The organism is Streptomyces sp. MB09-02B, assembly GCF_033794485.1.
Lineage (GTDB): Bacteria > Actinomycetota > Actinomycetes > Streptomycetales > Streptomycetaceae > Streptomyces.
The window spans coordinates 1-12,542 of sequence record NZ_JARGEE010000268.1; the positions used below are offsets into that span (position 1 = coordinate 1).

The window sequence follows — 12,542 nt, forward strand, 5'->3', positions numbered from 1 at the left end:
GGCCGGGGGCGGGCGTCCCTTGGGTACCGTCATCCGGCTCCGTCATCGGTCGCGGTCGCGGTCGCGGTCTCGATCTCGATCGCAATCTCGTAGCGCAGGCGTTGGCGTGTCGCCGGCATCACCATGCGGTCGACCTGGAACGGGCGGTCATCGCGATCGAGGGTGACCCGGGTCAGCCGGAGCACCGGTTCGCCCGGTGCGGTGCGGAGGGTCTCGCGTTCGCCGTCGTCCGGGTGGTCGGCCGTCACGTCCTCGCGGACGCGGGCGCCGACATGGCCCAGTCCGGCGAGCAGCGTGATGGCCCCGCCCGGAATCCTGGCGGTTTCGACGAGACCGGTGCCGCGAGCGATGCCGACCGGGTAGTACGTGTCCGTCAGCTCGTTCGGCTGATCGTCGAGAAGGATCAGGCGGCGGCGTACGACGACCAGCTCGCCCTCGGTCAGCCCCAGCAGCCGCGCCACCTCGGCCGGGGCCACGACCTCCCCGGCGTACAGAATCCGCTGGGCACCGCGACGCCCCTGAGCCGCCGCGTCCGCGCCCCAGGCATCGCCCTGCCCCTGCTCCCTCGGCGTCAGATACGGCATCGAGGTACTGACCCACCTGTTCACGCCCATCGCACCCTCCCGGTCCCTCCGACCCCTGTCTGGGCTACTTGACCAGCCGAAAGGCAGGGTGCCGAACCCAAGCCCGCAGGAACTCCGCCGTTCCCAGCGCCGTCCAGTCGTCGTCCGTGATCCCCAACACCCCCGGAAGGCCCGCGACGACCGACGCCTGTCCGTCCAGCAGCTCGGCCTTGGCCACGCCCCCGATGACGTCCACGACAGCGGCGGTCAGCAGGGCCGTGGCCACGTGGTCGATCTCGCGATTGCAGCAGGCGCTGACATTGACGGCGTGGGTCGGCCTGAAGCCGAGGACGGCCTCCACCTCGGGCTCGTCGGCGTGCTCGGCCTCGAAAATGCTCTCATCGCCGACACCGGGCCCCATCAAGTAGACGAGGAAGGGCCGACCCCAGTCCTCGCGCCGCGGGTTGAATCCCACCAAGGCCGTGAGTCCCTCGTCCGCGCTGGTGTTGCCGAGAAGTGGGAGCGGGAACGGCTTTCGCCAGTCCTCCTCCCGCTTGTCCTCGACGCCCAATCGCTCTGCGGGCACGTTGACGTCGAAGAACCCGGGCCGCTTCTCGGCGAAGTGGGTGGAGAGCCCCGTCATCAACGCACGGAACTCTCGCAGCGCGGCCGGGGACAGCGGCTCAGCCAAATCGATCACCAAAGTCGGACCAGACATGCCGAGAGCCTAGTTCGCTCGACTCCGCGACCTCATGGCGAGCGCGTATCGCAGCAGTCGTGGCATCTGCCCGACGGTTGGTCCGCGTGGTCTGGCTGACTGGTCAATGCAGCGCCTCGATGGCCTAGAGGATCAGGGCGCGGGCGTCGGCCCCGTACACGGCCATGCTCCGTAGTGCTCTGACCGCATAGGTTCGCCGGGAGGACAGCACTCTCGAAATCCGGATGCGTCAAGATCACTCATCTGCGATAGTCGCGCTCTGTGAACAGTAGTGAGCTTGTGTTTCGGCGTGCGGATGACTCTGATGCGGCCGACATTGCCGACGTTTGGCTGCGTTCTTTCACCGCTGCGCTGCCGACCGTGCGCCGCGCGCACGGCGACGACGAGGTGCGGAATTGGTTTTCCTACGTGGTGGTGCCGAAGTGCGAGACTTGGGTAGCCGTCGCCGAGGGCTCCGTGATCGGGCTCCTGGTACTCGATGGCGAGGAACTCGAACAGCTCTACCTCGATCCGTCCTGGCGCGGTCGGGGTGTAGGCGACCGGTTCATGGAATTGGCCAAGCAGCAGCGGCCCGATGGACTGGGACTGTGGACGTTCCAGGTCAACGGACCAGCCCAACGGTTCTACGAGCGGCACGGCTTCATCGCAGTCGAGCACACTGACGGACTGCGCAACGAGGAACATGAGCCGGACGTCCGCTACACCTGGCAGCCTCACGAGTAGAACCCCCGCTGAGAAGATCGGTCAGGCCGCGTCGGCGAGGGGGCGTCCGCCCCAGCGGATGCCTTTCTCGCTGCGGATACGAGCACGCTCGCGGCGTTGGGCGGCCAGGACGTCGGGGTGGCGGGCGTTGGCGTTGCGCCAGCGCAGGTAGGCGTGCAGAGCCCGGGTCTGGACGGTGTGGTTGGGGTGGTGGGAGTTGGCGAGGGTGAACTGCCGCAGCGGCCCGAAGTGCGCCTCGACGGGGTTGGCCCAGGACGCGTTGGTCGGGGTGAAGCACAGCTCCACTTTGTTCTTCCTCGCCCAGGCGCGGATCTTGGTGCCCTTGTGGGCCGAGAGGTTGTCCATGATCACGTAGATCGGGGCGCCGTCCGGGCGAGCGGCCCGGATCGACTTTAGCGCGGCCAGGGAGTTCACGGCGCCTTTGTGGCGGCGGTTGACGCCCCACAAGGTGTCGTCGCCGACCGAGTAGCAGCCGTGGAAGTAGGTCACCCCGTGGGTGCGATGGTAGGTCGCCGGCACCCGGGCGGGGCGGCCCCGTTCGGCCCAGCAGGACCCACCGGTGGGGCGGATGCCCAGCGGGCCGAACTCGTCGAAGGCGAAAACGCGGTCGGGGAAGTGCTCCAGGACGTGCTCGATCCGGTCGAGCTTGGCGTCGCGCTCGGGGTCGGTGGACTCCTTCCAGGTCTTGGTCCGCTGGAAGGTCACGCCGCGGCGGGCGAGCAGGCACCGCAGGGCCTCACGGCCGATCCGGATCACCCGGCCATGGACTTTGCGCAGGTAGGCGACGAGTTTGCGTAACGACCAGCGGGTGAAGGGCTGGCCGAGCCTGGATGGGCGGGTGGTGGCCGTCGCCACGACGAAGTCCTCGTCGTCAGGGCCGAGCTGGCGGGGACGGCCTCCCGCCCACTGAGGGTCGAGGCAGGCCAGCCCGATCTCGTTGATCCGGTGGATCACATCGCGGACCGTGTCCTCGTCGGCCTGCACCAGCTGGGCGATCACCGGCACGCGGTTCCCGCCGCCGAGGCCAGCAGCATCATCGCCCGCCGGTAGCGCACCGAACTGGTGCTGCCCCAGCGCACGATCTGCTGCAGACGCCGCCCCTCCTGATCGGTCAGTCTGCGCACACGGACAGGCTCAGCCACCGCGCCTCCAGCGATCGGATCGGATGCCACCGCACATCCAACCCGCTCAGCGGACCCGAGTGCGAGCAACAACCCGGTGAACCATCCCGGTCAAAGCAGTAGCCGCTCGAACGCCTTCAGGTACTGGGCGATCTCGGAGGGCTGGGTGATGTTCACCTCCGCCGAGAGGAACTCCACCGACACGAGCGTGTCGTCGTATACGTGGAACGTCTCGATGGGCCATTGCGTGCGCTCGCGCGTGGCCATGGGAATGACGCCGAGCGACACCTGCGGGAGCGCTCCGGCAGTCAGCAGGTAGCCGAGTTGGACGGCCATGACGTCCGCGTCACCCAGTTGGGAGTACAGGACGGACTCCTCGGTAAGCATCACGAATCGGTGACCTGACTCGTGGATGATGCGCGACCGTTCGACGCGCACGGCTGCGGCTGCCGCGCCGTCGTTGACCGGGATGCCACGGAAGTCGGCGATGCCGCTCAGCAGTGCTGCCGCGTAGCCCTCGGTCTGCAGCAGGCCCGGGACCATCGTCGAGGAGTAGATCCGGAACAGCTCGGTGTCGTGGAAGAACTGCACCACGCTGTCCTGGAGGTGCTTCATTCCGCGGCGCACCTGGTGACGCCACTCCTGGTACATCGATTCGGCGTTCACATCCGCCGGAGCCCGGTCGCGAGCCGTAGCAAGGAACGCTGGCTCGACACCGGATCAGGCCCGGCCACACACAGTGCAGGTGGAGGTGTACGGCCGCGCCGACGAGCCCCCCGAGACGGCGTACCAGCGGATCCTGGACCACGGGATGAACTGCCCCACGTGCCGAACCCTGAACGAGGACGGCCGCGCGAACGGCGACTGCGACACCGCCTTGCGCCTCAACCGCACCTGGGTGAAGGCGCGCCGCCAGACCGCCTGAATCGACAACTCCCGCGCGCGTACGTGTCTCCGCGCGCTGCACCTCCGCCTCAGTCCGCCTCCACAGCGGAGTCGGCGGCCGGCGGATTCTGCGCGACGAAGGAGCCGAGGCCGGGTTCGGTGTAGGTGAGGCCCGCCTCACGCAGCGAGCGGAGGACCTTGTGTGCTGTCGCGTTCGCGACCCCGAACTCCTCGGTGATCTGGACGACGGAGGGGACGCGGGTCCGCGGGGGATAGGTGCCGTCGGCGATCCGACCGCGCACCACCTTGGCCACCTGGCGCCAGCGCGGGATGTCGGGAACGAACTCCATCATCCCTCCATCATGCGCATGCTTGGACATCTGAGCGATTCATAGGATCCCTAAGATCCCTAGCATGCCTGTATTGCCTCCAGTAGCGTGAGCACACGAAAGACCCCGGCGACGGATGTCCGCCGTCCCGGGGCGCGGCCACCAGCCGAACCAGATCGGAGCTGATGACAATGACCGACCTTATCGGTCGCCTCCTCGCCTGGATGAGCCTCGTGCTCAACCCCACCGGCGTACACCGTCGCGTCGCACACCCCGACCCACGCCCGTCCGCCCCTCCCGTACACGTCCCTCCGCTCCCAACCTCCGACTCGCCGCTCCCCGTTCACCGCAGCCCATACGGCGTTCACGGCCTCCTCGACGGCGCCGCCACCATCGCCGTACGCCCGTACGTCATCGCCGTACCCGGTTCGTACTGGGCGCAGGGGATGGAGGTGGCTGCCTGATGGCGGCGGAGGAGGGAGAGTTGAGGTTGTTGCCGTGGGCCGGAGCCGAAGGCAAACCGTGTTACGTCTTCACCGGCGAGCAGGGCGGGCCGGTGTCCCGGCTCGCCGATGCCACCGAGTCCATTCAGCTCGGCATGGGCGGCGAACTTCTCGCCCACGCCCGTGACCTCCTGCCGGACACCCCGCGTGGTGAACTCCGCTTCCTGGCCGAGCGGTTGACCGAGGCGCTCGGTGACGCGCTGCGGGTGGCCGAGAGTCGGGGGCGACGGTTGCGGCGACTGAACTGAGGTGCGGGGTGTGGGGCGGCGGGAGCCGAGGCCCGTCGCCCCTCGCCCGTCGCCCCTCGCCCCTCGCCCCTCGCCCCTCGTCCCTCACCGGACGCAGCTGTTATAACCGGCGCATGATCTACCACGTCGTATCCCTCGATGCCTGGAACGCCCGCCCCGACCAGCCGTACGCCCCCTCCTCACTCCCGGAGGACGGGTTCGTGCACTGCTCGCCGGACGAGGCGACGACGCTGGCCGTCGTGAACGCCTTCTACCGGGACGCCCCGAAGCCGTTGCATGTGCTGGTGCTCGACGAGGAACGGATCGGCGCCAGGGTGGAGTTCGAGGCGGCCGACCCCGCTCCGCCGCCGGGAGTCGGGGCGGACGTGCTGTTCCCCCACGTGTTCGGGCCCCTCGACCGTGACGCCGTCGTAAGGGTCCTGGAGATCCGGTGGGACGGGGAGGGGCGCGCGGTGGGGCTGCGGGCGAGCTAGCCGCAGATGAAGGTCTCCCCCGCTGCGTTCGTCACCTGTTCGCCGACGTCGTAGCAGGCGTCGCCCTGCTCGGGATCGCTGTCGGAGTCGCAGGACGCACCGATGCCCGCGATGAGGGCGATGAAGACGACGGAGCAACCCAGTTGCCCGAGACAGCCGCCGATCTTTCCGCCGAGACCTGGACCACCGCTGCCGCCGCCATTGTCGCCGCCGCTGCCGGGCATCCCTGAAGCCATGGCTCCCCCGTTCGCCATTTACCCCTATTCGCAAGACAGTTCCCATTGAATGACGACGAGGTCCGTACGCGTCCCCCTCGGCCGTCCGTGAATTCCGCCCGGCGCGGCCCGCAGGGAGACAAGGGGAAGCGAGGGGGCCATGAGTCGGCAGGGGTGCCGCTCTGTGGCCGCCCGTGGTCCCCTCCCGGGACGCAGGTGCCCACGGGGCACCAGAAGCGTCGACGGACCACCGGTGTTCGGCCCAACCGGCACCAAAGGGTGCGTTTTCCGGACGTTCTTCGGGGCGGTCAGCGGGAGGGAGACACCGATGGCTCCGCGTCGTCCGGCTCGCCCGGCTCGCCCGGCTCGTCCGGCCCGTCCACCCTCTCCGCGCGCTCCAACGCCTCCGCCAGGACCTCCGCCAGATGCGCCCCCCGTCTTCCCGCCAGCTGCTCCAGCTGCGTCCGGCAGGAGAAACCGTCCGCCAGGACGAGCGCGTCGTCGGGCGCGTCCCGTACCGCCGGGAGGAGTTGCTCCTCGGCGCAGGCCACGGAGACGTCGTAGTGGCCCTTCTCGAAGCCGAAGTTGCCGGCGAGGCCGCAGCAGCCGCCGCTAAGGGCGCCGGTGAGGCCGGCGGCAGCGCGGAGGCGGCGGTCGGGGGCGTCGCCCAGTACCGCGTGCTGGTGGCAGTGGGTCTGGCCGACGACCGGGCGGTCGATGGCGGGTGGCGTCCAGTGCGGGGCGTACCGCTCAAGCGCCTCCGCGAACGTGACGACGGAGGTGGCGAGCCGGTGGGCCCGGGGGTCGTCGGGGAAGAGTTCGGGAAGGTCGGAGCGGAGCGTCGCCGCGCAGCTCGGTTCGAGGACGACGACGGGGAGGGGGCGGGGGGCGAAGTCCTGTTCCTGGTCCGGGTCCTGGTCCCACATCCACTGGGGAACAGGAGGGTTCAGGAACACTTCGAGCAGGTCGAGCGTGCGCCGCAGCACCGCACGAGCCCGGTCGAGCTGTCCCGTGGAGATGTATGTCAGGCCGCAGCAGGCCCGGCCCTGCCGCATCGTGTACAGGGTGCGGGTGAGCTTCAGCCGGGTGAGCGCGGCCTCCTCGCCCGCCTCCGCCCTCCGCGCCCTCCGCGCCCTCCGCGCCCAGGGCGGCCTGCGCCGCGTCCGCAGCGTGGGCGGCACCATCACACGCAGCCCGGCCGCCTCCAGCACCCGTAGCGCCGCCTGCCCCACGGACGGCGAGAGGTGCTCCGTGAAGGTGTCCGTCCACAGCAGCACCGTCGTCGGCGACTCGTACTCCTCATCCTCCTCGTGCCCCTCGGCGTCCTCGCCATCCTCGTCCTCGGCGTCGGCCTCGAAGTCCAGGTCGACGCCCATCTCGGCGAGCGCGTCCGCCAGTTCGTCGGGGCTGAGGGGGCGGCCGTCGGACTGCCGCTTCCGTCCCTTCCACCACTTCCACAAGCCCTGGCCGCCGAAAGGCTCCGCGATGACCGGCTCATCCCCCAACAGCGCCTCGGCCTCCGCCTCGTCCACCTCGTCCGGTTCCCTGAGTCTGCGCTCGTACCACCGCAGGAACGGCACTCTCGCCAGGCGCGGCAGCTCCCGCTCCTGCGCGATCCCGCCGAGCCGTTTCGCCGACGACGCCAACGGCCCCACCCCGGCGAGGAAGTTGACCAGTCCGGCCGTGCGTGAACGGGCCACCAGGCGGAGCCATCGCGGCAGCCACCCCATCGCGTAGTGGGCGGCCGGGCGGCGGCGCCCCGCGTAGTGGTGGTGGAGGAACTCCGCCTTGTACGTGGCCATGTCGACGCCGACCGGGCAGTCGGAGCGGCAGCCCTTGCAGGAGAGGCAGAGGTCGAGGGCGTCGCGCACCTCGGTCGAGCGCCAGCCGTCGGTGACCACCTCGCCGGCCAGCATCTCGTGCAGCAGGCGGGCGCGGCCCCGCGTGGAGTGCTCCTCCTCCCCCGTGACGCGGAAGGAGGGGCACATGACGGCCCCGGAGGCCGGACTCACCTCGGTCGTACGGCACTTCGCGACGCCCACACAGCGTCGTACCGCGGCGGAGAAGTCACCGCCGTCGTCCGGGTACGCGAACTCCACCGGCACGGGGGTGCGCGGGAGGACCGCGAAGCGGAGGTTGGTGTCCAGGGGGGCCGGGCGGACGAGCATGCCGGGGTTCAGGAGGTCGTCGGGGTCCCAGACGCCTTTGACCTGCTCGAACAGCCGGACCATCTCGGCGCCGTACATCGTCGGCAGGAGTTCGGCGCGGGCCTGGCCGTCGCCGTGTTCGCCGGAGAGGGAGCCGCCGTGGGAGGTGACCAGTGCGGCCAGTTCCTCGGAGAAGCGGCGGAAGCGGCCGATGCCAGCCGGGGTCAGGAGGTCGAAGTCGATGCGGACGTGGATGCAGCCGTCGCCGAAGTGGCCGTAGGGCGTGCCGCGCAGGTCGTGGGCGCGCAGCAGGCCCCGGAAGTCCCTTAGGTACGCGCCGAGTCGGGCCGGTGGGACCGCGCAGTCCTCCCAGCCGGGCCAGGCCTCGGTGCCGTCGGGCATGCGGGTGGCCGTACCGCTGGCGTCCTCGCGGATGCGCCAGAGGGCACGCTGCGCGGCGGGGTCCGTGACCACCAGAGCGTCGGCGGCGTCGGCCGCGCGGACCAGGGCGTCGGCGCGGGCCCGCGCCTCGGCGGGCGTGTCGCCGCCCGTCTCCACGAACAGCCAGGCCCCGCCCGCCGGGAGGCCGGTCGCCCCCGGTGGGACGAGGTCCGCCGCCATGCCCTCCACCGTGAGCGGGCCGAGCGGCAGCAGGCCGGGGGCCGCCTCCGCCGCCGCGCTCTCGTCGGCGTACGCCAGGACGGCGAGCGCACGCGCGCGGGGCGCCTCGACGAGCCGTACGACCGCCTCCGTGAGCACCCCGAGCGTGCCCTCGGAGCCGCAGAAGGAGCGGGCCACGTCCGCGCCGTTCTCCGGGAGGAGGGCGTCGAGGGCGTACCCGGAGATGCGGCGGGGGAGGTCGGGGAAGCCGGTGCGCAGGCGGGCCAACTCCCGCTCCACCAGCGGGCGGAGGCCGTCCGGCGCGCCGGACCAGCCCTGGGCCAGTCTGCGTGCATCGCCGCTCCCCGTGATGACCGACAGCTCGCGCACGCTGTCCGCCGTGGTGCCCCAGGCGACCGAGTGCGAGCCGCAGGAGTTGTTGCCGATCATGCCGCCGAGGGTGCAGCGGCTGTGGGTGGAGGGGTCGGGGCCGAAGCGCAGGCCGTGCGGGGCGGCGGCCTCCTGGAGGCGGTCCAGGACCAGGCCGGGCTGGACGACCGCCGTGCGCGCCTCGGGGTCGAGGGAGACCAGGTGGTTCAGGTGCCGGGTGAAGTCCAGGACGACGCCGGTGCCCGTGGCCTGCCCGGCGATCGACGTGCCGCCGCCGCGCGCGACGACCGGAACGCCGTGCTCGCGGCAGACGGACAGGACGGCCGCCACGTCGTCCGCGTCCCGGGGCGCGACCACGCCCAGCGGCACCCGGCGGTAGTTGGACGCGTCCATCGTCGTCAGGGCGCGGGCGGTCACGTCGAACGCGGTCTCGCCGCGCACGCCGGCCGCCCGCAGCGCGGCCGGCAGCGCGCCCCTCAGCTCCGCAGCGTCCGCGTCACCTGCCGCGTCGCGCGCCCGGGCCGCACCGCGGCCCGTCGCACCCCCGATGTCCGTCATGCGTTCCAGGATGCACCCGACCACTGACAGTGACGACGACGTGGCCGTGAAGTGACCGTCCGGCCCGTGGACAGGCGGCGCGCCGCTCACCGGGGACGTTGGCTTGATTCCGGAGAGCCAACCCGAAACCGGCCAACTGCCGTCACGAACTCCCATATAGTGACGCCCAATTGAGCATCGAACAGAGCACCGACCGAACAACAGCTGAGCACCGACCGCGCACTGACTGAGCAAAAAACTGAGACCAACTGAGTACTAACTGAGCACTAACTGAGCACCAGACGTCGCTTCTCGTTCAGGGACCGACCGGGTTACCGACTCCAGGAACCGACTGCGTTACCGAGTTCAGAACCGACCGAGGACACCAGCCGATGACCGCGCCCAGCACCCCTCGCCCGCCGGGCGAACGCCCCGCCCTGCGCTCAGTCCTTCCGTTACCCCTGGTGACCGCCCTGCTCTCGGCGACCGCCGTCGGCGCGGTCGTCGCGCCGGCGCCGCCGGACGTGCGGATACCCCTCGCGGCCGGCGCGGGCGCGGCCGCCCTGCTGCTGACGCTGACCGTCGCGGTCGCCGTGCACGCGCGCGTGTCGGTACGGCTGCTGCGCCGGCGGCTGGACGCGGTCTCCCGGGACACGGGTCTGCTGCTCCAGGAACGGGCCAGAACGGCCGAGGAGCACACCCAGGAACGCGGTCGCCTGACCGAGGAGTTCGTCCAGGAACGGGCACGGATCGCGGCCGAGTTCGCGCGCGAACGGGTGCGGCTGACCACGGAGGCCGAGCGCGAGCGCGAACGGCTGTCCGTGGAACGGGACCGTACGGCGGAGGAGAGCACCCAGGAGCGGTCCCTGCTCGCCGAACGCGTCGAACGGGCCGAGTCCGAGCGCACCGCCCTCCTGGCCGTGACCGCCAACGTGGCCGGCCGGATGCAGGCCCTCGCCACCGGCACCCTCGCCGACCTGCGGGCCATGGAGGAACGTCACGCCGACGAGGACGTCCTCGGCGACCTCCTCCACCTCGACCACCGCACCGCCCAGGCGGGCCGGCTCGCCGACTCCGTCGCCGTCCTCGCGGGCGCCCGCTCCGGCCGCCGCTGGGCACGGCCGATCCCCATGGAGTCGATCCTGCGGGGCGCGATGGGCCGGATCGGCGCCTACCGCCGGGTGCGGCTGCACTCCTCCAGCGAGGCCGCCGTCGCCGGCCACGCCGCCGAGGGCGTCATGCACGCGCTCGCCGAACTCCTCGACAACGCGGCCAACTTCTCGCCGCCGACCGCCGAGGTCCATGTGTACGTCGAGGAGGTCCCGGCGGGCGCGATCATCTCCGTCGAGGACTCCGGGCTGGTCATGAGCGACGTCCAGCTCCGTCGCGCCGAGCGTGCCGTGTCGGGCGAGGCGGCCGACCTCACGACTCTCTCCGGTACGCGGCTCGGGCTCGCCGTCGTCGGCCGCCTCGCCCGCAAGCACGGGCTGAGGATCTCGTTCCGGCCGTCCGCGCGCGGCGGCACGGGCGTGCTGATGCTCATCCCGCAGGACGTCCTGGCGAGCACGATCCCCACGACGGCGTCCCCGACTACGGCGTCCACGACGGGTTCCCCCACGGCGTCCGCCATGGCAACGTCCGCCCCGCCCACGCCGACGTCCCTCGCGACGTCCGCCCCGACCGCCCCGCCCACGCCGACGTCCCTCGCGGGGTCCGCGCCCGCGCAGTCGCCGCCGTACGCGCCGGTCCAGTCGCCGCCGTACGCGGGCGTGCGCGCCCCGCACGACCTGGACTCCGAGCCGACGCCCACACACGAGTTCCCGCCGGAGGCTCCCGCCCCGCCGACCGCCGACCCCGTGGCCGACGCCCTGATCGACTCCCTGTCCGGCTACCGCCGGCCGCCTCCGGCTCCGCCGGGTGGTACGGCGACGGGCACGCCGGCCGGTTCTCCTGCGTACGGCGGGCCCTACACCTCCCCCTTCACCTCGTCGCTCAGCTCCGAATTCGGCTCCGGCGCCCCGGCGTTCGGCTCCGGGTACGCCGGTGGGTACGTCGCCGAGCCGGGCACGCGACTCGACGCCGAGCCGGGCTCACCTCTCGACACCCGGCCCGGGTCCACGACCGCTCCCGACGAGACCGCCGGCGACACCGACTCCCCCACGCCTGCTTCCGACGCGCTCCCCCGGCGTCGGCGCGGCCAGTCCCTGGCTGAGGCGGAGGCGCGCACCAGGGCGCAGGCCGCCGACGCGCAGGCCCGTCCGGAACGCACCTCGCGGCCCGCCGAGGACGCGAGCACCGGCGCGGTCCGCTTCAGCAGCTTCCGCCGCGCGGTGCGGGGCACGGGCGGGTTGGACCAGGCGTTCGTCCAGGGCACGGCCTCGGGGGACGAGAGCTCCACGGGGGCGCCCGTCCCGTCGACGCCACCGGACCCGTCGACGCCACCGGACCCGGCCGCCGCCGTGGACCGGTACGCGAACCCGGCCGCCGCCGTCGACCGGTACGTGGCCCCTGCCGGGCCGCCCGCGCCGGAGGCCACCCCGGCCCCCGTACAGGACGCCGCTCCGCCCGCCGAGGCCATGGGGCCGCAGCCGGAGCTGGAGCCCGTGCGGGAGCCCCAGTGGGGTGCGGGTGCCGTAGGGGGAACCGCGTGGGAACCCGGACCCGAGCCCGAGCCCGAACCCGCAGGGGAGACGGCCTGGGCACCCGGTCCCGTGCCGGACGCCGGATGGGAGCCCGAGCCCGCGCGAGGGCTCGCGTGGCAGCCGGAGGAGGCGAAGCAGGCCGCCTGGGAGGCGGAGGCCGCCGCCGAGCTGCCGTGGGCGCCCGATCCCGCACGGGAGGCGAAGTGGGAGCTCGATCCGGTACGGGAGCCGGCCTGGGAGCCCGCACAGGACACCCGCCCCGCCCCGGAGGGGGGCACCGCGCCCACCCAGGATCCGGACCAGGACACGGACGTGGACACGGACCTGTACACGGACTCGGCCCCGTCGCCGTACGCGCACCAGGACCCGTACGCGCACACGGCCCCGTACGCGCACTCAGGCCTGTACGCGGATCCCGACCCGGACCCGGACCCGGACCCCGCCGAAT

The 12,542-nt window shown here is 71.9% G+C and carries 11 protein-coding genes and 2 pseudogenes; 6 read left to right on the top strand and 7 right to left on the bottom strand.

Features of this window, described 5'->3' with window-relative positions:
• Nucleotides 1-29: 29 nt before the first annotated feature.
• On the bottom strand, nt 30-614 hold the full coding sequence (locus P1P70_RS29880; protein WP_319243211.1) for a UTRA domain-containing protein: 585 nt from the start codon (nt 612-614) through the stop codon (nt 30-32).
• Nucleotides 615-648: 34 nt separating this feature from the next.
• A complete protein-coding gene (locus P1P70_RS29885) occupies nt 649-1,281 on the bottom strand; it encodes a DUF6368 family protein (protein WP_319243213.1) in 633 nt (210 codons plus the stop codon).
• A gap of 261 nt (nt 1,282-1,542) precedes the next feature.
• Between P1P70_RS29885 and P1P70_RS29890 the strand changes: the two genes are divergently transcribed.
• Nucleotides 1,543-2,004 (top strand): GNAT family N-acetyltransferase, encoded by a 462-nt coding sequence (locus tag P1P70_RS29890; protein ID WP_319243215.1) that lies wholly within the window; start codon nt 1,543-1,545, stop codon nt 2,002-2,004.
• A 21-nt stretch (nt 2,005-2,025) separates the two neighbouring features.
• Here P1P70_RS29890 and P1P70_RS29895 read toward each other — a convergent pair.
• Nucleotides 2,026-3,146: pseudogene (locus P1P70_RS29895) on the bottom strand (IS630 family transposase).
• Nucleotides 3,147-3,245: 99 nt separating this feature from the next.
• Nucleotides 3,246-3,791: pseudogene (locus tag P1P70_RS29900) on the bottom strand (DUF5753 domain-containing protein); the annotation flags it as partial.
• 79 nt (nt 3,792-3,870) lie between these two features.
• Between P1P70_RS29900 and P1P70_RS29905 the strand changes: the two are divergent.
• The gene (locus P1P70_RS29905; RefSeq protein ID WP_319243218.1) at nt 3,871-4,050 is read left to right on the top strand and encodes a hypothetical protein; all 180 of its coding nucleotides are present in this window, start codon (nt 3,871-3,873) and stop codon (nt 4,048-4,050) included.
• Between the two features lie 49 nt (nt 4,051-4,099).
• On the opposite strand, the gene P1P70_RS29910 is transcribed toward P1P70_RS29905, so the two are convergent.
• A complete protein-coding gene (locus tag P1P70_RS29910; RefSeq protein ID WP_192361746.1) occupies nt 4,100-4,363 on the bottom strand; it encodes a winged helix-turn-helix domain-containing protein in 264 nt (87 codons plus the stop codon).
• A 167-nt stretch (nt 4,364-4,530) separates the two neighbouring features.
• Here P1P70_RS29910 and P1P70_RS29915 point away from each other — a divergent pair, with 167 nt between their 5' ends.
• The 3 genes from P1P70_RS29915 to P1P70_RS29925 all read left to right on the top strand — a co-directional run bounded on the left by P1P70_RS29915 (nt 4,531) and on the right by P1P70_RS29925 (nt 5,563).
• Nucleotides 4,531-4,803, top strand: a complete 273-nt coding sequence (locus P1P70_RS29915; protein ID WP_319243221.1) for a hypothetical protein — start codon at nt 4,531-4,533, stop codon at nt 4,801-4,803.
• Nucleotides 4,803-5,090, top strand: a complete 288-nt coding sequence (locus P1P70_RS29920) for a hypothetical protein (RefSeq protein WP_319243223.1) — start codon at nt 4,803-4,805, stop codon at nt 5,088-5,090. Before P1P70_RS29915 ends, P1P70_RS29920 begins: the two co-directional genes overlap by 1 nt.
• 113 nt (nt 5,091-5,203) lie before the next feature.
• Nucleotides 5,204-5,563 carry a DUF952 domain-containing protein gene (locus P1P70_RS29925; RefSeq protein WP_319243226.1) on the top strand — a complete coding sequence of 120 codons (360 nt, stop codon included), beginning with the start codon at nt 5,204-5,206 and terminating at the stop codon, nt 5,561-5,563.
• On the opposite strand, the gene P1P70_RS29930 is transcribed toward P1P70_RS29925, so the two are convergent.
• Together P1P70_RS29930 and P1P70_RS29935 are read right to left on the bottom strand one after the other, a co-directional pair.
• Entirely contained in the window at nt 5,560-5,799 is a 240-nt protein-coding gene (locus P1P70_RS29930) for a hypothetical protein (RefSeq protein ID WP_192361739.1), read from the bottom strand. The genes P1P70_RS29925 and P1P70_RS29930 overlap by 4 nt on opposite strands.
• A 287-nt stretch (nt 5,800-6,086) precedes the next feature.
• Nucleotides 6,087-9,473, bottom strand: coding sequence for an FAD-binding and (Fe-S)-binding domain-containing protein (locus P1P70_RS29935; RefSeq protein WP_413471577.1), 3,387 nt, complete (start codon nt 9,471-9,473; stop codon nt 6,087-6,089).
• Between the two features lie 371 nt (nt 9,474-9,844).
• Here P1P70_RS29935 and P1P70_RS29940 point away from each other — a divergent pair.
• Nucleotides 9,845-12,542, top strand: a 2,698-nt coding sequence (locus P1P70_RS29940; protein WP_319243228.1) for an ATP-binding protein, incomplete at its 3' end; no start/stop codon positions are given.

Bases quoted from the DNA above. Each gene is read 5' to 3' on its own strand.
- P1P70_RS29885 (WP_319243213.1), bottom strand. From the start codon at position 1,281: ATGTCTGGTCCGACTTTGGTGATCGATTTGGCTGAGCCGCTGTCCCCG.
- P1P70_RS29925 (WP_319243226.1), top strand. From the start codon at position 5,204: ATGATCTACCACGTCGTATCCCTCGATGCCTGGAACGCCCGCCCCGAC.
- P1P70_RS29930 (WP_192361739.1), bottom strand. From the start codon at position 5,799: ATGGCTTCAGGGATGCCCGGCAGCGGCGGCGACAATGGCGGCGGCAGC.
- P1P70_RS29880 (WP_319243211.1), bottom strand. From the start codon at position 614: ATGGGCGTGAACAGGTGGGTCAGTACCTCGATGCCGTATCTGACGCCG.
- P1P70_RS29915 (WP_319243221.1), top strand. From the start codon at position 4,531: ATGACCGACCTTATCGGTCGCCTCCTCGCCTGGATGAGCCTCGTGCTC.
- P1P70_RS29935 (WP_413471577.1), bottom strand. From the start codon at position 9,473: ATGACGGACATCGGGGGTGCGACGGGCCGCGGTGCGGCCCGGGCGCGC.
- P1P70_RS29910 (WP_192361746.1), bottom strand. From the start codon at position 4,363: ATGATGGAGTTCGTTCCCGACATCCCGCGCTGGCGCCAGGTGGCCAAG.
- P1P70_RS29920 (WP_319243223.1), top strand. From the start codon at position 4,803: ATGGCGGCGGAGGAGGGAGAGTTGAGGTTGTTGCCGTGGGCCGGAGCC.